The organism is Pseudomonas sp. W5-01 (assembly GCF_046540435.1).
GTDB lineage: Bacteria > Pseudomonadota > Gammaproteobacteria > Pseudomonadales > Pseudomonadaceae > Aquipseudomonas > Aquipseudomonas graminis_B.
The window spans coordinates 64,193-85,895 of sequence record NZ_JAXCIP010000003.1; the positions used below are offsets into that span (position 1 = coordinate 64,193).

Consider the following 21,703-nt stretch of genomic DNA (forward strand, 5'->3'; position numbering starts at 1 on the left):
GAGGCATGTAGTGTGAAAGACTCAGTCTTGCTACTGACAGTCGCGGTGATCGTCGCCTTTGCCGCTTGGGTGTTTTGGCACTACGCCGGGCTGAGCGGTTTTGAGCTACTGAGCACTTTGATAGTTGTGTCGCTTGCCGTGGACAACACGCGCTTGAGGCGCGAGTTGAAAAAGCGCAGAGCTTAGTCGGTAGGCGCGATTCATGCGGCCTCGCTATCGTGCGCTGTGATCGTTCCTTACGCTCCGCGTGGGAATGCCGCTCATGATGCTCCGCGTTATTCAAACGCGGAGCATCCCCGGCGGCGTTACCAAGCAGAGCGTGGGAACGATCATCAAGGGGGTGAACTCGGTAGCTCGGTGACGCTGCTGGACCTGTGGGAGTGAGCTTGCTCGCGAAGACGGCATTTCAGCCGCTAGATAATTCGCGGATGCACCCACCGCTTCGTGAGCAAGCTCACTCCCACAATGGATTGTGTGCGGCATGGTTTTTCCGCACGCCAACCCAGATGCCCACCTCAACTCGGCAAATTAATCCCGAACGTATTCACTCCATCCTCGCTGCGCACGAACACGGTGCCGCCGTGCATCAGGGCGATGGCTTTGACGATCGCCAGGCCAAGCCCGTGGTTGGCGCCGCTGTTGCTGCGCGAGGCATCGACGCGATAGAAGCGCTCGAACAGTTTGGGCAGATGTTCCCCGGCGATCGGCGCGCCGGGATTGGTCACGCCGATGCTGACGTGATCGCCTTCATCACGAATGTCCACCTGAATCAACTGCCCCGGCGAGGTGTGCTGCACCGCGTTGTGCAGCAGGTTGATCAGCGCCCGGCGCAAGTGCGCGGTTTCGATGGGCGCGTTGGCATCCCCGCGCACCTCAACCTGCACCTGCGCGTCTTCCAGAATGAAATCCAGATAGTCCAAGGTCTTTGCCACCTCCACGGCGAGCGAGGCCTGGGTCAGTTGAGTGGCTTTGCTGCCTTGATCGGCGCTGGCCAGAAACAGCATGTCATTGATGATCGAGCGCAGCCGTTCGAGCTCTTCGAGGTTGGATTGCAGCACCTCGAAGTAATGCTCGGCCGAGCGCCCGCGGGTCAGCGCCACCTGGGTCTGACCGATGAGGTTGGTCAGGGGAGAGCGCAGTTCATGGGCAACGTCGGCGTTGAATGACTCCAGCCGTGAATAGGCCTGCTCGACCCTATCCAGCGTCGAGTTGAACGAGGTCACGAACTGATCCAGTTCAGGCGGCAGATGCGACAATTTCAGGCGCCCGCTCAGTCGTGGCGGCGTCAGTTTGCGCGCCTCCAGAGACAACTCCGTCAGCGGCTTCAAGCCGATGCGCGCCACCCAGTAACCCAGAGCAGACGCGAGCAGGATGCCGACGGCGGCCAGACTGATCAGCGCGATGAGCAGGGAATGTTGGGTCTGCCAGAAGGTTTCGGTGTCCACCGCTGTCAGAAAACGCAGCGGCGGACGTTGATCTTTCGCCGGGAACTGACTGACCAGCACCTTGAACGGGTAGTCATGGCCGCTCAGGTTCAAGTCGCGCATGCCCAGCGGGCCCTTGGCGAAAGCGCGGATCTCGGTGTCCGGGTTGCCGAATTCAAAGGTCGGATTGTCGCTGACCACCCAAAAGCGCAGGCGTTTGTCTTCCTCACTGAGCAGCCTGAGCTTGGCGTTGATCTTGGCCCAGTGCTCGGGCGTTCCGTAACGCTGGACGGCCGATTCGAGCACGCTGTAACGGGCGTCGACTTCGGCTTCCGGCAACAGCCCGAGGCCCTTGTCCACTTGCAAGTAAAGCGCCCAGCCGATCAACAGAAACACCAGCAGTGCCACGAGGGCGAACATGCCGCTCAAGCGCAGGGCGATGGAATTAGTCGACACGACGGCTCTCCAGCACGTAACCCATGCCGCGAATGGTGTGCAGCAGCTTTTGCTCGAACGGCCCGTCGAGCTTGGCACGCAGACGTTTGATCGCGACTTCGACGACGTTGGCATCGCTGTCGAAATTCACGTCCCAGACCATCTCGGCAATCGACGTCTTCGACAGGATTTCCCCCTGACGCCGAGCCAGTACGCTCAGCAGCGAAAACTCCTTTGCCGTCAGATCCAGACGTGCGCCGGCCCGGGTGGCCTTGCGGCTGATCAGGTCGATCCACAAATCAGCGACGCTGATCTGCACCGGCTCGTGGCCGCCACTGCGCCGGGTCAAAGCCTGCAGGCGAGCCACCAACTCCAGAAACGAAAACGGCTTGCCCAAATAATCGTCAGCCCCTTCGCGCAGGCCGCGAATGCGATCGTCGACGTTCTCGCGGGCGGTGAGCATTATCACCGGCGTCTGCTTGCGCGCACGCAGGGCTCGCAGCACGCCATAGCCATCGAGGCCGGGCAGCATGACGTCGAGAATGATCACCGCGTAGTCGCTTTCCAGCGCCATGTGCAGGCCTTCGATGCCTTCGCGCGCGACGTCGGTGGTGTAACCCTGCTCGGTCAGGCCCCGGTGCAGGTAATCGGCGGTTTTCTCTTCGTCTTCGATAATCAGGACACGCATCGGTCCACGCTCACTTTTTCACTGCTTGCTTATTAGGTACTTGGCTTCAACGGCTTACTTTTCAGTGGCCAGTTCCGCAACCGCCGGCTTACCGGATGCTGTCGCGCCCGGCGCTGTCGAAGCAGGCGTCTGACGCGGGCGGCGGAACAGTCGCTCCAGTTGCAGGTAGATCACGGGCGTGGTGAACAGCGTCAGCGCCTGGCTCACCAGCAACCCTCCGACAACGGCAATGCCCAATGGCTGACGCAGCTCCGCACCGACACCATAACCGAGCATCAACGGCAGCGCGCCGAGCAATGCCGCCAGCGTGGTCATGATGATGGGCCGAAAGCGCGTCAGACAGGCTTCATAAATGGCGTCACGTGGGGACATGCCGCGATTGCGCTGGGCGTCCAGCGCGAAGTCCACCAGCAGGATGCCGTTCTTCTTGACGATGCCGATCAGCAGCACGATCCCGATCAGGCCCATGATCGAAAAGTCCTGACCCATTAGCCACAGCAGCAACAGCGCACCGATACCGGCGGAGGGCAGGGTGGAAATGATCGTCAGCGGATGGACGAAGCTTTCATACAGCACGCCCAGAATGATGTACACCGCCACCAGCGCCGCGAGAATCAGCCACGGCTGGTTGGCCAGCGAACTCTGGAACGCCTGGGCCGCGCCCTGGAAGTTGCCGATGATCGAGGCGGGCATGCCGATCTCGTTCTTCGCCTGATCGAGCAGCACCACTGCATCACCCAAGGCAACGCCCGCCGACAGGTTGAACGACAGGTTCGCGGCCGGGAACATGCCGTCATGGCTGATCGACAACGGTCCCATCTTCGGCGCGCCGACCTTGGCAAGCGCCGACAGCGGCACCATTTCATTGGTCAGCGGCGAGCGCAGGTAGAAGTAATTGAGGCTTTCGGCCTTGCCGCGCTGCTGCGGCTCCAGCTCCAGGATGACTTTGTACTGGTTGATGTCGGTCTGGTATTCGTTGATCTGGCGCTGACCAAAGGCGTCGTACAGCGCCTGATCGACGTCCGCCGTGGTGAGGCCGAAACGCGCGGCGGCGCTGCGGTCGATGTCGAGGTGCGTGACGCTGCCGCCCAGTTGCAGGTCGTTGGAGAGGTCGCGGAAGGCCGGCAGGGTCTTCAGTTTATCGGTCAGCTTTTGCGTCCAGACATTCAGCAGCGCGCCGTCGTTGCTCTTGAGCACGTATTGGTACTGCGCGCGGCTCGGACCGGAACTCAGGTTGATGTCCTGCCCCGCGCGCAGGTACAGGACGATGCCGGGGATCTGCGCGAGTTTCGGCCGGATCCGGTCGATGAACTGGCTGGCGGAAACGTCACGGTCTGCACGGTCCTTGAGGGCGATCCACACCCGGCCGTTGGCGATCGTCTGGTTACTGCCGCTGACACCGACCGAATGGGAAAACGCCTTGACCGCCGGATCCGCGGCGATGATTTTCGCCAGCTGTTTGTGTTTCTCGATCATGTCCGGGAAGGAAATATCCGCCGCCGCTTCACTGGTGCCCAGCACCATACCGGTGTCCTGAACCGGGAAAAATCCCTTGGGGATCAGCACATAGCCGACCACCGCAAGCGCCAACGTCAGGCCGAAAATACCCAGCATCAATCGCTGGTGCGCAAGGGCAAAGCGCACGCCGCGGGCATACCGCGCGAGCAGTCGCTCGCCGAAGCCGGGCTTGGCGTGGGGATCGTGTTTCGGTGCGCGCATGAACAGTGCCGCGAGGGTAGGCGCCAGGGTCAGCGAGACCACCACCGAAATCAGAATGGTCGATGTCGCGGTCAGCGCGAACTCCTTGAACAGCCTGCCGACCACGCCGCCCATGAACAGCAGCGGAATGAATGCCGCGACCAGCGAAAAGCTGATCGACACCACGGTGAAGCCGATTTCGCTGGACCCTTTGATCGCCGCGTCGCGCTTGCTTTCGCCGGCTTCCAGGTGTCGGTGGATGTTCTCCACCACGACAATCGCATCGTCGACGACAAACCCCACCGCCACCACGATGGCCACCAGCGTCAGGTTGTTCAGGCTGAAGCCGAGCACGTACATCAGCGCGAAACTGGCAACGAGGGACACGCCCAGCACGGCGGTCACGATCAGCGTCGCAGAGAGCTGGCGCAGGAACAGCGCCATGACCGCGATCACCAGCGCGATGGCAATCAGCAGCGTCATCTCCACTTCATGCAACGATGCACGAATGGTTTTGGTGCGGTCGCTGAGCACCGAGACGTCCACCGACGCCGGGAGCATTTCCTGCAACTTGGGCAACTGGCCGAGCACGCGATCGACCGTCTCGACGATGTTCGCGCCGGGCTGGCGGAACACCACGATGTTCACGCCCTGCTGATCCCCGGACCAGGCCCGCACATAGGCGTTTTCAGAACCGTTGATAACTTTCGCCACGTCACGCAGATGAACCGGTGCGCCATCTTTGTAGGAAACGATCAGTTGTTCGTAGTCCTTTGCCTGAAACAGTTGGTCGTTGGAGGCGAGGGTGGAAATGCTGTCTTTGCCGTACAGCGCGCCCTTGGCCAGGTTCAGGCTGGTCTGCTGCAGGGATTCCCGCAGATCGGCGAGGGTCAGCCCGATGGACGCAAGTTTTTCAGGCGCCGCCTGCACGCGAATTGCCGGACGTTGCTGACCGGTGATGTTGACCTGTCCGACGCCATCGATCTGACTCAACTGACGCGCCAGCAGGGATTCGGTGACGTCGCTGAGTTCGGTGGCGGGCATCAGGTTCGAGCTGACGCTGAGGATCAGCACCGGGCTGTCCGCCGGGTTGACCTTGCGCCAGGTCGGCAGGGTCGGCAGGTCTGCGGGCAAGCGGCCGGCCGCGGTGTTGATGGCCGCCTGCACTTCCTGCGCGGCGGTGTCGATGCTTTTGTTGAGGGTGAACTGCAGCGTCAGGTTGGTGGAGCCCAGCGCGCTGCTCGACGTCATCTGGGTCATGCCGGGGATGGCGCTGAACTGCACTTCGAGCGGCGTCGCCACCGACGATGCCATGGTTTCCGGGCTGGCGCCGGGCAACTGCGCCGCCACTTGAATCGTCGGAAACTCGGCTTCCGGCAGCGGCGCCACCGGCAGGCGAGGGAAGGCGATGCACCCCAGCAGCACCAGCGCGAAGGTCAGCAGAACCGTGGCGATCGGGTGGTTGACGCACCACGCGGAAATGGACCCGCGGCTGTTCATTTCGCCGCCCCGGTGGAGTCGGCCAGGGTGTCCACAGGATCACCCTTGACCACCTCGATGTGCGAACCGTTTTTCAGACGCGACTGACCGTCGCTGACCAGCACGTCATTGGCCTCCACCCCGCTGATCAGCATCAGGTCGCTGTCCTGATACAGCACCTTGACCGGCACCACCTCGGCCGTGTCGCCCTTGACCCGATACACGTAATGCTGGTCGATGCCGCGCTGCACCACCTGTGGCGGAACCTTCAAGGCATTGCGATCGATGGCGGTCTGAATGCGCACGGTCACCAACTGCCCTGGCCACAGCTTCTCGTCCGCATTGTCGAATATCGCCTTGGCGCGGATGGTGCCCGTGCTGGCCGCCACCTGATTGTCGATCAACAGCAACTTCCCCTGACCCAGCAGCGTGCCAGTCGCGCCTTCGCCGAGATAGGCATTGACCGGTGCGGGCGTGTTGGAGGCAATCAGATCGTGCAGCGTGGGCAGCATCTGCTGCGGCAGGGAAAACTCCACCGACACCGGGTCGATCTGCGTCACCGAGAAGAGCCCGGTCGCATCGCTGACGCGCAGGAAGTTGCCTTCATCGACGTTGCGGATGCCGACCCGACCTGTCACCGGCGAGCGTATTTGCGTGTAGGACAGCTGCACTTGCGAGGCATTGATCGACGCCTGATTGCCCAGCGCCGTGGCCTTGAGTTGGTCGACCAGCGCTTGCTGCTGATCGTACTGCTGTTTCGAGATGCTGTTGTCGACGGTCAGCAGCTTGTAGCGCTTGAGGTCGACATTGGCCACGTTCAGCTGCGCCTGGCTCTGGGTCAACAGCGCTTTGGCCTGATCGAGTGCGGCGCGGATCGAGCGATCATCGATGGTCGCCAGCAGATCACCCGCCTTGACCTGCTGCCCTTCCTTCACCAGCACCCTGGTCAAAATCCCGTCCACCTGAGGACGAATCACCACGCTTTGCAGCGACAGCACCGAGCCGATGCCGGTGACGTAACGCGGCACGTCTTCCTGCATGACGTTGATCACGCGCACCGGCACGGCAACCGGGGTGCTGACCTTCTTTGCCGCGGGACGTGTCACTGCCCAGACGCCTATCACCACGAGCACGACCAACAGGGTCGCAAGCATCACAACGTTGTTCTTCTTCTGCATACAGGGACAGGGCCAACCAGTGAATGAGGGGCGGGTAACCGAGAGCGTTCTTTATAACCCTTTGACCCGGTCAGCAAAATGACTGCTGCCTGTCAATATTGTCAGGTGAATAAGGGCAGACGATGAACGTGGGTAAAGAAACAACGCCGCAGGGCGATACCCAGATAGAAGCCACGAGTTTCGATGAACGAGTTCTACTGTGACGGGGAAAATTCCTACATAAACTTCGTGAGTTCTGAATGCTGGTTCACCAGGGGCTGGACTGATTTCGCTCAGCAGGTCCCTACTCCGGAGTAGTGCGATGAAAAGCCAAAAGGCTGTTTCGCTGTTTTTCTCGATCGCGGTCATCGGTGCGTGTGCCATGACGGCGCCTGCCGCCTGGGCTGCCCAAGGCGCGCTAATGTTTCACGGTAGCGTGGTCAATGCGACGTGCGACGCGCAGGTTTATAGCGCTCCGTCTTCAACCGGCTCCTTTAATACCTTGCCAGCCGACACTCATCTCACCTTGAGCGCAAGCCGTGGTGATGACGCGTGCGCTCAGCGAGTCGGGCCCGTACAGGTGACCTACAACGCGCTGTCCGCAGCCGGGTCTGAGGCTCACGCGGGCATCGTCACGCTGACTTATCCATAAGCGCTTTCGCGCTCACCCGAAGCTATCTGCTGACGAACCCGGCTCAATCGAGCCGGGTTTTTTGTGGGTGAACGCTTTGAAGGGGCTCGTCTGCGACCAGGCCTTTCGGGGCACCGTGCAAACGTTCGCCTCAGGTTTTCTGAGGACGTAATGCCGCAAGCCGCGGCCTGCCTGGGGTCTGACACAGATGCGTCACCTCCTACTGAAAGGTCCCACACGCGCAACTGTATTTTCAATCCAAAAGAGGTAGATCGCCTGACAGCCGACCTTGAAGACGCTGCTTATAGTTCGTGTCGTCCTTTTGGGCACACACGAATCGACACAAGGAACGTCGTTATATGAAAAAGCTTTCTCTTACCCTGGCTATCGTGGCCGCAATGGGGCTTGGCATTTCCGGGACCGCGAATGCTGCGAACAACGGCAAACTTGTTTTCACCGGTACCCTGACCAATATCACGTGTGACATCGGCGCCGGAACGGGCGCCACCCCTGGCAACAACCCCGGCGAGATCAACGTAGACCTGGGCAACGTCTCGTTTTCCGACATCGGTCTCTTCGCCGACAACAAACTTGAAACCGCATCGCCCATCCAGCTGTTGGTCAATTGCACCGGCGGCGCCTCTCAATACAACACTGTGAACATGCGCTTCGTTGCTCGCCAGGGCAGCGGTCTGGATAACCTCGATCAGAAACTGCTGCGGGCCACCGGCGCGGCGGACGGTGTGGGCATCGGTCTGCTCAATGCATCCAATCAGTTGATGGACCTGAGCGGCAACGAAACCATCGACACGCCACTGGTCAAGGACGGTGCCGATGGCGCGACCGCCGAGATCAACTTCGGCGCGGTGTACGTCCTCAACGGCGCGGCCACCAACCCGGGTAATGCCGACGGCTTCCTGCCGTTCGTGATGGATTACCAGTGATGTAGCGGGCGAGCGGGCGTTGCTCGCTCGCCTTCCTGGCGTGTCCACCCCACAGCCCAAGACGGTCTCACCATGTTTCCTGATTTCATTCGCGGCTCGGCCCTATGGCTGGGCCTGCTCCTGGCTGCCCCGGCGCAGGCGGGTATCGTGCTCAACACCACGCGTGTCATCTACCAGGCCACGGACAAGGAAGTCAGTTTCGTTGTGAACAACAGCGGGACGGCTGACATCCTCGCCCAGTCATGGCTCGAAGCGCAGAGCGACACCGAGAATCTGCCTTTTGTCGTCACTCCGCCGCTGGCGCGAATGGCGGGCAGTGCCCGGCAAATGATTCGGGTGATCTACGCCGGCGAAGGTTTGCCTCAGGATCGCGAGTCGGTGTTCTGGCTCAACGTCCAGGAGATCCCTCAATCGGCGAAGGATAATCAGCTGCAGATTGCGATTCGTCAGCGCATCAAACTCTTCTACCGGCCCGCCGGTTTGAGTGACGATCCGCTCGACGCTGCCAAAAACCTCAAATGGCGCATGCATGACGGCCAGCTGGAAGTCAGCAATCCGACGTCGTATCACGTTTCGATGATTCAGATCGACGCCCGCCAGCAGGGCAAGACGCTGTTCAAGGCGGACAGCAGGATGCTGGCGCCAAAGCAGACCGTTCAATTGCCGCTCACTCAAACGGCCAGTGGTCACGCGGTGGACCTGCGGTTCATCAGCATCAACGATTTCGGCGCGCAGGAGCCGTACACCGCAAAGGTGTCCGGTGGCCAGACGACTCAAGCCATCAAGGCCGCCAACGTCATTACCCGGGCCGAGTAGCCACTCAGTCGCGGGCCGGATTTTACCCAGGTCTTTCTTCGGTCGCAGTCATGCGGCTCCAGCGCCTTGCGCCTGCCAAACATGATTTGCCAGCGCGTCGGAATCGAGAACACGAGTGAAACCAGCCAATGGAACCCCGAGATCACACCCAGGGAGATGCACGGATCGCAGCATGCTCGTCCCGCATCGACCGCAGACATCTGGCACACCTGCCTGTCCGGATCAGCCCCCTGGCGAGGATTATTCTTGCCTCGGCAGGCATGGCACTGGCCTCATCCGCGACTGCAATGACTGATCAAAGCAGCGCCGCGACCGATGTGAAATTCAACACCTCGTTCATCCAGGGCACCGATCAGCCTGCTGATCTCGCGACCTTTTTGCACGGTAACAGCGTGGTCCCCGGGACCTATCGGGTGGATGTCTACGTCAATCGTGTGCTGAGCGGGCGGCGTGACATCAGCTTCATCGCCAACCCTGCAAAAGGCACCGTCGAGGCCTGCCTCACCCTGGACATGCTTCGCCAGTTCGGCATGAATCCGGAGGCTGTGCACGCCGGCGATGCCTCGTCGACGGAATGTTTCGATCTCCCGGCGCGGGTCGAATTCGCCCGCGTCGACTACCAGCCGGCGAGCCTGCGTCTGAACATCAGCATTCCCCAGGCCATGATGTTGCGCAGCGCTCGCGGCTACGTGCCGCCGGAGTTATGGGACGAGGGCGAGACGGTCGGTTTCGTCAATTACAACTTCAGCGGCGCGCGCCGTACCCGCAGTGGCCAGGGTCGCTCTCACGCCCAGGATCAGTATTACCTGAGCCTGCGCAACGGCGTGAACCTCGGTGCCTGGCGACTGCGCAACGAGTCCTCGCTGACCTATGGCAATGATCAGCCGTACCGCTTTCGCAGCAACCGGACCTTCGTGCAGCGCGACCTCACGGCAATGAAAGGCCAGCTGACCCTGGGCGAAACCTTTACCGATTCGCAAGTCTTCGACAGCGTTCGATTCCTCGGCGCCATGGTGATGTCCGACGAAGGCATGCTGCCCGACAGCGAGCGAATTTTCGCGCCGGTCATTCGTGGCATCGCCGACACCAACGCGTTGGTGGAAGTGCGTCAGAACGGTTTCATGCTGTACAGCGGCAACGTCTCGCCGGGCCCGTTCGAAATCACCGACATCTATCCCAGCGGGTCGAACGGCGATCTGGAAGTGACAGTGGTCGAAGCCGACGGCAGCAAGCGCGTGTTCGTCCAGGCCTACGCATCGCTGCCCATCATGGTGCCCAAAGGCGCGTTGCGTTACAGCCTCGCCGCCGGCCAATACGACAGCAACACCGAGGACGGTCTCTCTCCCGGCTTCGCCTCCGGCACCGTGGTGTACGGCCTGACCGAGCGGGTAACGGCAGCGGGCGGCGTGCAAATCGCCGAGGATTACCAGGCTGGCAACATTGGGGCGGGTGTTAACACCGGGCTCGGCGCGGTGTCGCTGGACGTGACCCAGTCCCTCAGCCGCCAGCGTGAGCAACGCTACAGCGGCCAGAGCCTGCGGGTGCGCTACGCCAACACGCTGGACCTGACCCAAACCACCCTCGCCGTGGCCGGCTATCGCTATTCAACGAATCAATACCTGACGTTCGACGACCATGTGGATGCGTTGCAGGCGCGTGACGGATCCGCCAGCGCGCGGGCCAAGGATCGCCTCGAAATCAGCCTGACCCAATCGCTGCCGGCGCAGGGCGCGTCGCTAAGCTTTACCGGATCCGAGCAACGTTACTGGGACCGGGGCAGCAAGACGCGCCAGTTTTTTCTGTCGTGGAACTCGGCGTGGCGCAGCCTGAGCTACAGCCTGTCGGTCGAGCGTAACCAGACCTTCGAGCGCAGCGGAGACAATCGATCGGACAACCGTGTCGCGCTGACATTGAGCCTGCCGCTGGGGAGCGAATCCGGTTCGTCGCGGGTGTTCGGGAATGCCGTTCGCGACAGCTCCGGCGCGTCCAGCGTGCAGTCGGGAGTCAACGGGCAACTCTTCGACGACCGCAACAGCTTCTACTCGGTACAGGCGGGTCACGACAGTGAGTCGGGGTCGTCAGGGTTCGGCAAGCTCAGCACCACCACGGCCTACGGGCGTTTCGATGCGGGCTACGGACAGGGCAGGGACTATCAGGCGTTGAGCCTGGGCGCTTCGGGTTCGGTGGTTGCTCACGGCGGCGGGGTCAATTTCGGCCAGCCCCTGGGCGAGACCTTCGCGCTGGTGCAGGTACAAGACGTCAGCGGTGCGCGGCTGAGCAATTTCAGCAACGTCGAAACCGCCGATAACGGCTATGCGATCCTGCCTTACGCCCAGCCCTATCGAACCAATTGGGTCAACCTCGATACTCGCCAGTTGGGCGCCGATGTTGAGCTGGAAAATGCCGTGGACCAAGTCGTGCCCCGACGCGGCGCGGCTCCCCTGATCAGCTTTCGCACGGCAATCGGCCGGCGTGTGCAATTCGAACTGGTGCGGGCCGATGGCAGCCGCTTGCCCATGGGCGCAGCGGTGGAAGACGAGCAGGGCAAGCCGCTGGCAACCGTCGACCCCAGCGGGCGTGCGCTGGTGCTGAGCGAGCGGGACAGCGGCGAACTCATTGTCAAATGGACCGATCAGCAGTGCCGTGCATCGTTCCTGCTGCCGCCCAAGGAAGCCCATCGCAGCTACGATCGCCTGAAGGTGCAATGCCTATGAAACGCGCCTGTCTGTCAGGGTTATTTCTGGCCGTGATCAGCGGCATGGCCCAAGGCGCGGTCTCGCTGTCAGGTACCCGGTTGATCTTCGACGGTCGCGATAACGAGGCGACGATCGAGGTCAGCAATCGCAGTGATGCCGAGGCCTTGATTCAGGCCTGGCTCGATGCGCCCCGCGGCGACGATCAGCCAGGCGATGGGCGTGCGGCCGACCTGCCGTTCGCGTTGACCCCGCATCTGGTGCGCCTGCCAGCCAAGGGCAAGCAGACCCTGCGCCTGCTGTATGAAGGCATCGGCATGCCCCAGGACCGGGAATCGATGCTGCACCTGTTCGTGCTGGAAATCCCTCGGCGCAGCCCGGCGGTTCAGCAGTTGAGCATTGCAATCCGCCAGCGCATCAACGTGTTCTATCGGCCAGCGGGGATGACCGGCGACCCGGCGGATGCGGCACAAACGCTCCTCTGGCAACGCGAGGCATCGGCGAGCGACAGGCTTTCGGTGCGCAACCCGACGCCGTATCACGTTTCGCTGCTGGACCTGCGCCTCAATGGAATCGAGGTCGCAGACCACCGGTTGCTGGCGCCTTTTTCGGACGCATCGCTGCCCCTCCCTGTCCTCGGCACAAAAGTCCCGGTGCCCTTCATCCTGAGTTTCAAGGCCATGACTGATTACGGGGGACAGCGCGATTACTGTGCGCCGCTTCAGGGAGGGCAGCCGTTCACGGTGCCGCTGCGCACGCCGGATTCACACTCACCCATAGGGAAATGCTGACATGAAAAGAACCATCATCCGAGGGTGGTTGACGTTGCTGACGACGCCGCTGCTGATGCTGTTGATGCCCGGCTGCGCACTGGCGCTGACCTGCAAGACCCAGGGCGCCGGCGAGACGGTGGTGCGCGCGGACCTCGGCAGCACCGTCGCCATCCCGGCGAATCTGCCCGATGGCAGCGCGGTCTGGCGTTCGGAGCGACTGAACCTTGCCGTCGAATGTGCGAGGGACGAACCGGGTGGTCCCGAGGATGTGTTGATTTATCTGAACCCTGACAACCTGCAGATCGGACAAGGCATTCGCGCCGGACTCACATTGAGCGGCGTCGACTTCGTGCAAACCAGCGGGCGTATTCCCACGCGTCAGCAAGCCCCGGCCTGCACGGAGGCACGCTCGGCCTGCCCGAGCGTCGCGTTCAACCTGGCGTTTTCGGTGTTCATCCAGAAGTACGGTCCGACCCCGCCCTCCGGCGTCGCCAGTGATCTGCACGACTATCGATTGTTCCAGCTCGACGCTGGCAGCGGGCAGAGTCCGGGGGGAGACCGCACGCTCAGCTACGTCATCAACAACCTTGAAGGGCTGCGCTTCGTCGCCTGCGATGCTGAGTTGCGGGTCATGCCCGAGACCGTGGATTTCGGCGACGTGGCCATCCGCAACGTGCGGGTGGGAGAAGTCGCCACCTTTCAGCGCTTCGCCCTGGCGACCAGCCGCACCTGCGAATCGCCGTTCAGCCTCAATGCGCACATCACGCCGGTGTCTGGAACACTCAAGGGCGACGTGCTGGTGCCCATCAACAACGACAGCATCGGCGTTCGCATCACCCATGCCCGGGACAGCTCGCCCGTGCCGTTCCTCGAACCCTTCCACCTGACCGATCTGCTGGAGGGCAATTACTCGGAGACCGCTGACTTCAACGCCGAGCTGCTCTGGCAAACCAGTAAGCCGACCGCAGGCCCGTTTTCGGCGGAAGTGATGGTGGATCTGTTCTACAAATAGGCGCGCGCAGCCGGTCTGTTGGCAGAAGCGATCCGCTGGCGATTCAGGTATGCTGCGCGGCCCTCGGGCGCCGCCCGTATTCTCGAACGTCTGCCATTCCGGAGCTTTCATGACCACCCCCGAACACACGCCCGCTCCTGATGCTCGTGATTCGCACGCTTCGGTCGACGCCAACGCTGCGGCGGCGGACACAAAACCTGCGATCCCGGCCTTCAGCTTCCCGTTCAAACCGGGCGAGCTGTTGCAGGCCAAGAAGGACCAGCAGCACTACAAAGGATCGGGCAAATCGAACCACGACAAGCGTCCGGGCGTCGCGCCATCAGGCACCCGTCGGTCGATGGGCAAGCGCTGATCACACCTTCGCTGGCGCGCACGGCAGGGTCATCCGACCCCCGCCGTGGTCATGCTTCGTTACGAAAACTGTCCTGATACTGAGCCTTACTTCTCCGGCAACGTTGTGACGTTATCCCATTCGGTGATCACCGCTTTCTTGTTCTTGCGGTCGTAGAGGCACAGCTCGGTGCCCGTCTTGTTCTTCATGAACGCCTGTTTGTACTGGCCTTTGATCAACAGCGCGTTGAAGCCGACGCTGTCATCGAAGGCCGCATCGGCGCCGGCAGGTTTGGCATTCTTCAGGGAGCTGGCGCTGACACAACTGTCGACCAGGGTTTTGTTGAAGCCGGCCCAGGCGTCCGGGCTGGAGGCATTGGCCTGGCCGGCGGCGCAGGCGGTGAGAACGAGTAACAGCGCGGCGTGCATCTTCATGGGTAGGGCTCTCCATGGCATGAGGGGGGAACGCGTCTCGGCGCAGATTCAGCGCGGTTCGAGTTCGTGGCGCTGAATATATTGCATACCGGCGCGCTCATACAGTCGGCGTGCGCCCAGGTTGCTTTCCATCACCTTGAGATCGACGTGGCCTTCGCCCCGCTGGCGGAAGGCCGAGAACGCCTGATTCAGCAACGCCAGACCCAGGCCTTGACGGTGCGCGCGCGGGTGAACCACCAGATTGCGGATGAACGCGCTGGTCCAGCATTGCGCCACGGCCACCACGCCTTGAGCATCCTCCACAACGAAACACAGCGCCTGGTCAAACTCGGGATCAGTCTCGAAGGCGTCCAGCCAGGTGGCATAGTCGGGCACCCGGCCGCCGCCGTATTCGCGTCCCAGCATCAGCAATTGATGAACCGCCGGGGCGTTCTGCGCACTGAGCTCAACGAGGCGCACACCAGCGGGCCAGACCGCATCGTCAGGGGCTGGGACAAGGTGGCGGCGCATCAGCCAGTAGTGCGCGGTGGAGGCATCGCCTGCGGCCGGACTCAGATTCCCTGAGCTTCGACCGTGCGGGCGGCTTCGATCAAGCATCGTGTCAGCTCGGGCGAGGAGAACTTGGTCAGAACAGCGTTGGCGCCGGCGGCATTGGCCTTCTCGGCGTTCATCGCGCTGTCCAGTGAAGTGTGCAGCAGGACGTACAGCTCCTGGAAGTCCGGGGTCTCCCGAAGCGTGCGGGTGAGCGCGTAGCCGTCCATCTCCGACATCTCGATGTCGGACACCAGGACGTTGATCTGCTTCGCCGTGCCTTGCAGTTCAAGTAACTGATCAATGGCTTCCCGCGCGCTGCGGGCGGTGTGGCATTCGATGCCCAGGTTGCGCAGGGTGATCACCGATTGTTGCAGCGCCACCTGACTGTCATCGACCACCAGAATGCGCGCCTTGGCCAGCACGGCAGCGTCTTCGGTACTCAGCTCGGCACGTTCGGCGACGATCCGCGCCGGCGCGATGCCGTGAATGACCTTCTCGATGTCCAGCACCTGAACCAGCGTCCCGTCCACCTGCGTCACGCCGGTGATGAACGACTTGTTGCCGGAGCCGAAGGGCGGCGGGCGAATGTCAGTGGTCAGGCAGTGAACGATCTTGCTGACGGCCTGTACATGCAACCCCTGCTTGGAGCGGCTGACATCGGTGACGATCAGGCAGCCGCCATCCGGGTCCACCAACGGACGCTCGCCAATGGCGCGACTCAAGTCAATCACCGACAGCGGGTTGCCGCGCAGGGTCGCGACGCCTTTGACGTGCGGGTGGGATTCGGGCAAGCGCGTGAGGGGAGGGCAGGGGATGATTTCACTGACCTTGAGCAGGTTGATCGCCATCAGCTTTCCGCTGCGTAACGTGAACAGCAGAAGCGAGAGTGAATCTGCGCGGACGTTCTTGGACATATAAACCTTCTGTGATGCGTTGCCTGGCCGCGTGGAATCGGCCAAAAGCTTTCGATGACGGTTTATCGACCTGCGCAAGTCAGGCTTTAACCCTTTCGACCTGAAGGCTCATTTCGGTGCACATCCTGCACAGTCAAATTGACCTATTCAGGGTCATTTTGACACGCAATGCGAGGAGTCAAATTGACTCAATCTCTACGCCGAGGCCGGTTTCAGGGGGTCGAACAGCTGGCACGGTTCATGAACTGCCGAGGTATTGCCAGCTCATTCTATCTCAGGAGTTTTCTATGTTGTCTGCATCGGATCGTGCCATCGTCAAGTCGACAGTGCCACTGCTGGAAAGCGGGGGCGAAGCGCTGATCACCCATTTCTACAAAATGCTGCTCGATCGATACCCGCAGGTGCGTCCTCTGTTCAATCAGGCCCACCAAGTGAGCGGCGATCAGCCACGCGCGCTGGCGAACGGCGTATTGATGTATGCGCGGCACATCGATCAGCTTGATCAGCTGGGCGATCTGGTCGCCAAGATCATCAACAAGCACGTGGCACTGCAGATCCTTCCCGAGCACTACCCTCTCGTCGGGAAATGCCTGCTTGAGTCCATTCGCGAAGTGTTGGGTGCCGAGATCGCCACTGACGAGGTAATTACGGCATGGGGCAACGCCTACGGCCAGCTCGCCGACATTTTGATCGGCGCAGAAAAAGCCATCTACGACGAGAAGGCCCAGGCAGTGGGCGGCTGGCGCGGCGCACGGGAATTCAAGGTCGTAGCCAAGACACCGGAGAGCGCAGAAATCACCTCGTTCTACTTCGCCCCCGCAGACGGCCAGCCGATTCTGCAATTCACTGCCGGCCAGTACATCGGCCTGCAACTGCAGGTGGGGGGCGAAGAAATCCGCCGGAACTACTCGCTGTCAGCGCTTGCGGGGAACAATCAGTACCGCATCAGCGTCAAGCGCGAGCCTGGCGGCGTTGCCTCCAATTACCTTCACGATCACCTGCAGCTGGGGGACAGCATCAATCTGTTTCCGCCGTCAGGGGAGTTCATCCTGACCCACAGCGACAAACCGCTGGTGTTGATCAGCGGCGGCGTCGGCATCACGCCGACCCTGGCGATGCTGGAAGCCGCGCTGCATACCCAGCGTCCGATCTACTTCATCCACTGCGCTCGCAATGGTTCGGTGCACGCGTTTCGCGACTGGATCGAAAACCTCGCCACCCGGCATCCCCAACTCAAGCGTTTCTACTGCTACGCGCAAGATGATGGCGTAAGCCCCGCACCCCATGGGACAGGGCTTCTTGATCAGACGCGGCTGGAACAGTGGCTTCCGGAGAACCGGGATGTTGACGCCTACTTTCTGGGGCCCAAAGGCTTCATGTCTGCGATCAAGCGTGAATTGAAAACGGCGGGCGTACCCGATGCGCAGACGCATTACGAATTCTTCGGTCCTGCCTCGGCGCTGGAATGATCGCTGCGACAATTAGACGCATCCTACATATATATAGAAGGAGTTCGCGCGGCGATGCGCGTCTGCGACAAAAAGCCGCACTCTTCTATATATAAGCAAGGTGTCAGGCCGGGTGGGGGCTGTGTATGGGGATGTTAACGCTCAGGTAATGCGCAAGTGTCCACCATTGCGCCGGTTGCGGTGCCGGGCGTTGGCCTGCTGCTGTTGTGCTGCGGCGGGCGTTCTGTGAACGGACGGGCACGACGGTGGTAGAATCGCCGGCTTTCCGGGGCGTCCGGGCCGCAACACAACGCATCCGTCGATCCGGATGACTCCAATTCAAAGGATATGTGAATGACTGACGAGATGGTGTACCTGCGGCGTGAAAAGCAGCTTCTGGTGGTGCTCGGGATCATCTGCCTGGCCCTGATCGGCGGCGCCCTGTACATGCAGGTGGTGCTGGGCGAAGCGCCTTGCCCGCTGTGCATTCTGCAACGGTATGCGCTGTTGTTCATCGCGGTGTTTGCGTTCATCGGCGCAGCGATGCCCGGGCGTCTGAGCCTGACGATCTGTGAAGCGCTGGTCACCTTGAGCGCAGTAGGCGGCCTCGTTGCAGCGGGGCGTCATGTGTATATCCAGACCCATCCGACAGAGAGCTGCGGCATCGACGTGCTTCAGCCGATCGTCGACGGTCTGCCTCTGGCGTCGCTATTTCCGCTAGGCTTTCAGGTAGGTGGTTTCTGCGAGACGCCATATCCGCCAGTTCTCGGTTTGTCTCTGGCGCAGTGGGCATTGGTAGCGTTTGTTCTGACTGTCGTGCTGGTTCCGGCAGGAATCATTCGTAACAGGATGAAAGCACGCTGATTACAAAGTGTTGCGTAACAAAGCCCCTGTGCTTCTCCACGGGAACCGGGGCTTTCCGCCTTTTCAGGGTGCGACATAACACCGCATTTTTACCGATTCCGAAATTAACTGTTGCGCAGAAACTTATAGTCAATAAAACTTTACGTATCTACAATCGCCCCCAATTCACGCCCCCCCTCATTTGCGGGACGGTGTAAATCGAGGTTATTGAGCGTCTTTTCGCTCTAGTAGACGCGGTTCGAATGGCCTCCTGAGTCACGTTCTGAATGTCTGCGCCAAAGGATCTGGTCCGCATTAGCGGGTGCCACCATTCGAATAAGAAACCAAAGCTCAACCCGGATTTGTTGTGAGGCCCACATGCTTCCTGACAGGCCCCTTTTCAATCCAAGCATTTGCCAGCACCTGGCAGGGTGAAGTGTTGGCGGTCGAAACCCAACTGCGATGCGAAAGCTGCTTTTAGAGGTCGTGAGATGAGTAAAAAAAGGTACCCCAGGTTTTTTGGCTTCTTGGCCCTTTTCAGCATGCTCCTGCTCAGCGGGTGCGATTACACCCTGCTGGATCCCAAAGGGCATGTCGGCGTTCAAGAGCGTGACCTGATCATCACTGCTACCTTACTGATGCTTTTGGTAGTGGTGCCGGTCATTTTCATGACCATCATCTTCGCCTGGAAGTATCGCGCTACGAACAAGAGCGCGACGTACACGCCTGACTGGGCGCATTCGACCCGCATTGAACTGGTGGTCTGGCTGGTTCCATTGGCCATCATCATCGTGCTCGGCTATGTGACCTACAAGTCGACCCACGCGCTGGATCCTTACCGCCCACTCGAGTCGGACGTCAAGCCGCTGACCATTGAAGTGGTCGCACTGGACTGGAAGTGGCTGTTCATCTATCCGGAACAGGGCATCGCCACCGTCAACAAGATCGTGTTCCCGGCCAACACGCCGATCAATTTCCGCATCACGTCCGATTCGGTCATGAACTCGTTCTTCATCCCTGCACTGGGCGGCCAGATCTACGCGATGGCCGGCATGCAGACCAAGCTGCACTTGATCGCCAATGAAAACGGCGAGTTCGATGGCATCTCCGCCAACTACAGTGGCGCAGGTTTCACCGGCATGAAGTTCAAGGCGACAGCCACCTCACAGGCTGATTTCGACACCTGGGTTGCCGACGTCAAGAATTCACCTAAAACACTGGCAACGGCCGAATACGCCGCGCTGGCCAAGCCTAGCGAACGTAACCCCGTTGAACTCTACTCCTCGGTCACTCCGAACCTGTTCCAGATCATCATCGACAAGTATGAAGGTATGAAGCCGGGCAAGATTGTCCATGAGAAGAAAGAAGTAGCAGGTACGGAAGGGATGGACATGGGTAAGCAGTCAGCTGCGCAGGCAGAGGAGTAAGCAATGTTTGGTAAATTAAGTCTGGACGCGATTCCGTTCCACGAGCCGATAGTCATGATCACGGTCGCCATGATCGCGATCGGTGGCGCGGCGTTGTTGGGCCTGATCACGTACTTCAAGAAATGGACTTACCTCTACACCGAGTGGCTGACGTCCGTCGACCACAAGAAAATCGGTGTCATGTACATCATCATTGCAATGGTCATGCTGCTGCGCGGCTTTGCCGACGCCGTACTGATGCGTTCGCAATTGGCCATGGCCACTGAAGGCTCGCCCGGCTACCTGCCGCCTGAGCACTATGACCAGATCTTCACCGCTCACGGTGTGATCATGATCATCTTCATGGCGATGCCTTTCTTCACCGGCCTGATGAACATCGTCGTGCCTCTGCAGATCGGCGCTCGCGACGTTGCCTTCCCGTTCCTGAACTCCTTGAGCCTCTATCTGCTGATCTCCGGCGTGATTCTGGTGAACGTGTCTCTGGGCGTCGGCGAGTTCGCACGCACTGGCTGGGTTGCCTATCCACCGCTTTCCGAACTCGGCTATAGCCCGGGTGTGGGTGTGGATTACTACATCTGGGCACTGCAGCTCTCAGGACTGGGGACGACGTTAACCGGGGTTAACTTCCTGGTCACCGTTCTGAAGATGCGCACCCCTGGCATGAAACTGATGGACATGCCGATCTTCACCTGGACCTGCACCTGGGCCAACGTCCTGATCGTGGCTTCGTTCCCGATCCTGACCGGCACCCTGGCGTTCCTGACCCTCGACCGTTACCTGGACTTCCACATCTTCACGAACGAGTTGGGTGGTAACCCGATGATGTACGTGAACCTGTTCTGGGCGTGGGGTCACCCTGAGGTCTACATCCTGATTCTGCCGGCGTTCGGGGTCTTCTCCGAAGTCATCTCGACCTTCACCGGCAAGCGTCTGTTCGGCCACCACTCGATGATCTACGCCTCCGGTGCGATCTCGATTCTGGGCTTCATGGTCTGGCTGCACCACTTCTTCACCATGGGTTCGGGTGCAAGCGTCAACGCCTTCTTCGGTCTGGCGACGATGCTGATTTCCATCCCGACGGGTGTGAAGCTGTTCAACTGGCTGTTTACGATTTACCAGGGCCGTCTGCGCTTCACCGCGCCAGTCATGTGGACCCTGGGCTTCATGGTGACCTTCTCCATCGGTGGTATGACCGGCGTACTGCTGGCTATCCCGGGTGCCGACTTCGTTCTGCACAACAGCCTGTTCGTGATCGCGCACTTCCATAACGTGATCATCGGTGGTGCTGTGTTCGGTTACATCGCCGGCTTCGCGTTCTGGTTCCCTAAAGCGTTCGGCTTCAAGCTGAACGAGAAGTGGGGCAAGGCAGCGTTCTGGTTCTGGATCTCTGGTTTCTACGTCGCCTTCATGCCGCTGTACGCACTGGGCTTCATGGGCATGACCCGTCGTCTGAACACCACTGACAACCCGGACTGGACGCCGTACCTGCACGTCGCGTTCGTGGGCGCTGCACTGATTGCCGTCGGTATCGCCTGCCAGCTGATCCAGATCTACGTGTCTATCCGTGATCGCGAGCAGAACCGCGACCTGACCGGTGACCCATGGAATGGCCACACCCTGGAATGGTCCACTTCGTCGCCACCGCCTTTCTACAACTTTGCAGAAATGCCGAAAGCCAACGAGATCGATCCGTTCTACGCCGCCAAGCGTGATGGCGAGGCGTACAAGGTTCCGGCCAAGTACTCCGACATCCACATGCCGAACAACACGGCGACGGGCATGGTGATGGGCCTCCTGCTGACCGTCTTCGGTTTCGCGATGATCTGGCACATCTTCTGGCTGGCTGCCGTCAGCTTGATCGGTACCATCGTGTACTTCGTGATTCACGCTGCACGTGACGATCAGGGCTACATGGTTCCTGCATCCGAAGTGGCACGCATCGAAGGCGAACAGCATGCGATCCTGGCGCGGGTCCGCAACGGTCAGACAAACACTCCTGTCAACAAGCTGGAGCAGGCATAA

Annotated in this window: 18 protein-coding genes; 11 read left to right on the plus strand and 7 right to left on the minus strand. The window is 60.7% G+C overall.

The genetic code is table 11. The features are described from left to right. Positions 1-515 precede the first annotated feature (515 nt). From SLW75_RS10210 to SLW75_RS10225, 4 genes are read right to left on the minus strand one after another with little or no spacing between them, the layout of a single operon-like run. Positions 516-1,880 carry a heavy metal sensor histidine kinase gene (locus SLW75_RS10210; protein ID WP_410934404.1) on the minus strand — a complete coding sequence of 455 codons (1,365 nt, stop codon included), beginning with the start codon at positions 1,878-1,880 and terminating at the stop codon, positions 516-518. Beyond that, entirely contained in the window at positions 1,870-2,547 is a 678-nt protein-coding gene (locus tag SLW75_RS10215; protein WP_065990091.1) for a heavy metal response regulator transcription factor, read from the minus strand. The genes SLW75_RS10210 and SLW75_RS10215 overlap by 11 nt, the downstream gene beginning before the upstream one ends. 54 nt (positions 2,548-2,601) lie before the next feature. Continuing rightward, complete coding sequence (locus SLW75_RS10220) at positions 2,602-5,745, minus strand: multidrug efflux RND transporter permease subunit (RefSeq protein WP_410934405.1); 3,144 nt, start codon at positions 5,743-5,745, stop codon at positions 2,602-2,604. Continuing rightward, positions 5,742-6,902, minus strand: a complete 1,161-nt coding sequence (locus tag SLW75_RS10225; RefSeq protein WP_296306268.1) for an efflux RND transporter periplasmic adaptor subunit — start codon at positions 6,900-6,902, stop codon at positions 5,742-5,744. Before SLW75_RS10225 ends, SLW75_RS10220 begins: the two co-directional genes overlap by 4 nt. A 301-nt stretch (positions 6,903-7,203) precedes the next feature. Between SLW75_RS10225 and SLW75_RS10230 the strand changes: the two genes are divergently transcribed. From SLW75_RS10230 to SLW75_RS10260, 7 genes are all read left to right on the plus strand, one after another. Further along, complete coding sequence (locus SLW75_RS10230; RefSeq protein WP_410934406.1) at positions 7,204-7,533, plus strand: hypothetical protein; 330 nt, start codon at positions 7,204-7,206, stop codon at positions 7,531-7,533. Positions 7,534-7,871: 338 nt separating this feature from the next. Then, entirely contained in the window at positions 7,872-8,456 is a 585-nt protein-coding gene (locus SLW75_RS10235; RefSeq protein ID WP_065990085.1) for a fimbrial protein, read from the plus strand. A 72-nt stretch (positions 8,457-8,528) separates the two neighbouring features. Then, entirely contained in the window at positions 8,529-9,272 is a 744-nt protein-coding gene (locus SLW75_RS10240) for a molecular chaperone (RefSeq protein ID WP_410934407.1), read from the plus strand. 260 nt (positions 9,273-9,532) lie between these two features. Beyond that, a complete protein-coding gene (locus tag SLW75_RS10245; RefSeq protein ID WP_410934408.1) occupies positions 9,533-11,986 on the plus strand; it encodes a fimbria/pilus outer membrane usher protein in 2,454 nt (817 codons plus the stop codon). Then, positions 11,977-12,756 (plus strand): molecular chaperone, encoded by a 780-nt coding sequence (locus SLW75_RS10250; RefSeq protein WP_410934409.1) that lies wholly within the window; start codon positions 11,977-11,979, stop codon positions 12,754-12,756. Before SLW75_RS10245 ends, SLW75_RS10250 begins: the two co-directional genes overlap by 10 nt. Before the next feature lies 1 nt (position 12,757). Further along, positions 12,758-13,750 (plus strand): fimbrial protein, encoded by a 993-nt coding sequence (locus tag SLW75_RS10255; protein ID WP_410934410.1) that lies wholly within the window; start codon positions 12,758-12,760, stop codon positions 13,748-13,750. A gap of 109 nt (positions 13,751-13,859) precedes the next feature. Next, positions 13,860-14,102: a hypothetical protein gene (locus tag SLW75_RS10260; RefSeq protein ID WP_065990075.1), complete on the plus strand. Its 243-nt coding sequence runs from the start codon at positions 13,860-13,862 to the stop codon at positions 14,100-14,102. An 86-nt stretch (positions 14,103-14,188) separates the two neighbouring features. Here the strand turns inward: SLW75_RS10260 and SLW75_RS10265 are convergent, their stop codons facing one another. The 3 genes from SLW75_RS10265 to SLW75_RS10275 are packed head-to-tail and all read right to left on the minus strand — an operon-like array spanning position 14,189 to position 15,963. Continuing rightward, complete coding sequence (locus SLW75_RS10265) at positions 14,189-14,515, minus strand: hypothetical protein (RefSeq protein ID WP_296306282.1); 327 nt, start codon at positions 14,513-14,515, stop codon at positions 14,189-14,191. 48 nt (positions 14,516-14,563) lie between these two features. Then, the gene (locus SLW75_RS10270) at positions 14,564-15,025 is read right to left on the minus strand and encodes a GNAT family N-acetyltransferase (protein WP_410934411.1); all 462 of its coding nucleotides are present in this window, start codon (positions 15,023-15,025) and stop codon (positions 14,564-14,566) included. A 41-nt stretch (positions 15,026-15,066) separates the two neighbouring features. Next, positions 15,067-15,963 carry a chemotaxis protein gene (locus SLW75_RS10275; protein WP_065990071.1) on the minus strand — a complete coding sequence of 299 codons (897 nt, stop codon included), beginning with the start codon at positions 15,961-15,963 and terminating at the stop codon, positions 15,067-15,069. Positions 15,964-16,250: 287 nt separating this feature from the next. Between SLW75_RS10275 and hmpA the strand changes: the two genes are divergently transcribed. The 4 genes from hmpA (at position 16,251) to cyoB (ending at position 21,703) form a co-directional block, all read left to right on the plus strand. Then, the gene (hmpA, locus tag SLW75_RS10280) at positions 16,251-17,432 is read left to right on the plus strand and encodes an NO-inducible flavohemoprotein (RefSeq protein ID WP_410934412.1); all 1,182 of its coding nucleotides are present in this window, start codon (positions 16,251-16,253) and stop codon (positions 17,430-17,432) included. Between the two features lie 333 nt (positions 17,433-17,765). Continuing rightward, complete coding sequence (locus SLW75_RS10285; RefSeq protein ID WP_065990066.1) at positions 17,766-18,275, plus strand: disulfide bond formation protein B; 510 nt, start codon at positions 17,766-17,768, stop codon at positions 18,273-18,275. 470 nt (positions 18,276-18,745) lie between these two features. Continuing rightward, complete coding sequence (gene cyoA / locus SLW75_RS10290; RefSeq protein ID WP_074886395.1) at positions 18,746-19,681, plus strand: ubiquinol oxidase subunit II; 936 nt, start codon at positions 18,746-18,748, stop codon at positions 19,679-19,681. 3 nt (positions 19,682-19,684) lie between these two features. Then, positions 19,685-21,703 (plus strand): cytochrome o ubiquinol oxidase subunit I, encoded by a 2,019-nt coding sequence (cyoB, locus tag SLW75_RS10295; protein ID WP_065990059.1) that lies wholly within the window; start codon positions 19,685-19,687, stop codon positions 21,701-21,703.

Excerpts from the sequence above, each read along its gene's own strand:
- SLW75_RS10215 (WP_065990091.1), bottom strand. The coding sequence starts at position 2,547 with ATGCGTGTCCTGATTATCGAAGACGAAGAGAAAACCGCCGATTACCTG.
- SLW75_RS10220 (WP_410934405.1), bottom strand. The coding sequence starts at position 5,745 with ATGAACAGCCGCGGGTCCATTTCCGCGTGGTGCGTCAACCACCCGATC.
- SLW75_RS10225 (WP_296306268.1), bottom strand. The coding sequence starts at position 6,902 with ATGCAGAAGAAGAACAACGTTGTGATGCTTGCGACCCTGTTGGTCGTG.
- SLW75_RS10230 (WP_410934406.1), top strand. The coding sequence starts at position 7,204 with ATGAAAAGCCAAAAGGCTGTTTCGCTGTTTTTCTCGATCGCGGTCATC.
- SLW75_RS10235 (WP_065990085.1), top strand. The coding sequence starts at position 7,872 with ATGAAAAAGCTTTCTCTTACCCTGGCTATCGTGGCCGCAATGGGGCTT.
- SLW75_RS10240 (WP_410934407.1), top strand. The coding sequence starts at position 8,529 with ATGTTTCCTGATTTCATTCGCGGCTCGGCCCTATGGCTGGGCCTGCTC.
- SLW75_RS10245 (WP_410934408.1), top strand. The coding sequence starts at position 9,533 with ATGGCACTGGCCTCATCCGCGACTGCAATGACTGATCAAAGCAGCGCC.
- SLW75_RS10250 (WP_410934409.1), top strand. The coding sequence starts at position 11,977 with ATGCCTATGAAACGCGCCTGTCTGTCAGGGTTATTTCTGGCCGTGATC.
- SLW75_RS10255 (WP_410934410.1), top strand. The coding sequence starts at position 12,758 with ATGAAAAGAACCATCATCCGAGGGTGGTTGACGTTGCTGACGACGCCG.
- SLW75_RS10260 (WP_065990075.1), top strand. The coding sequence starts at position 13,860 with ATGACCACCCCCGAACACACGCCCGCTCCTGATGCTCGTGATTCGCAC.
- SLW75_RS10265 (WP_296306282.1), bottom strand. The coding sequence starts at position 14,515 with ATGAAGATGCACGCCGCGCTGTTACTCGTTCTCACCGCCTGCGCCGCC.
- SLW75_RS10270 (WP_410934411.1), bottom strand. The coding sequence starts at position 15,025 with ATGCGCCGCCACCTTGTCCCAGCCCCTGACGATGCGGTCTGGCCCGCT.
- SLW75_RS10275 (WP_065990071.1), bottom strand. The coding sequence starts at position 15,963 with ATGTCCAAGAACGTCCGCGCAGATTCACTCTCGCTTCTGCTGTTCACG.
- hmpA (WP_410934412.1), top strand. The coding sequence starts at position 16,251 with ATGTTGTCTGCATCGGATCGTGCCATCGTCAAGTCGACAGTGCCACTG.
- SLW75_RS10285 (WP_065990066.1), top strand. The coding sequence starts at position 17,766 with ATGACTGACGAGATGGTGTACCTGCGGCGTGAAAAGCAGCTTCTGGTG.
- cyoA (WP_074886395.1), top strand. The coding sequence starts at position 18,746 with ATGAGTAAAAAAAGGTACCCCAGGTTTTTTGGCTTCTTGGCCCTTTTC.
- cyoB (WP_065990059.1), top strand. The coding sequence starts at position 19,685 with ATGTTTGGTAAATTAAGTCTGGACGCGATTCCGTTCCACGAGCCGATA.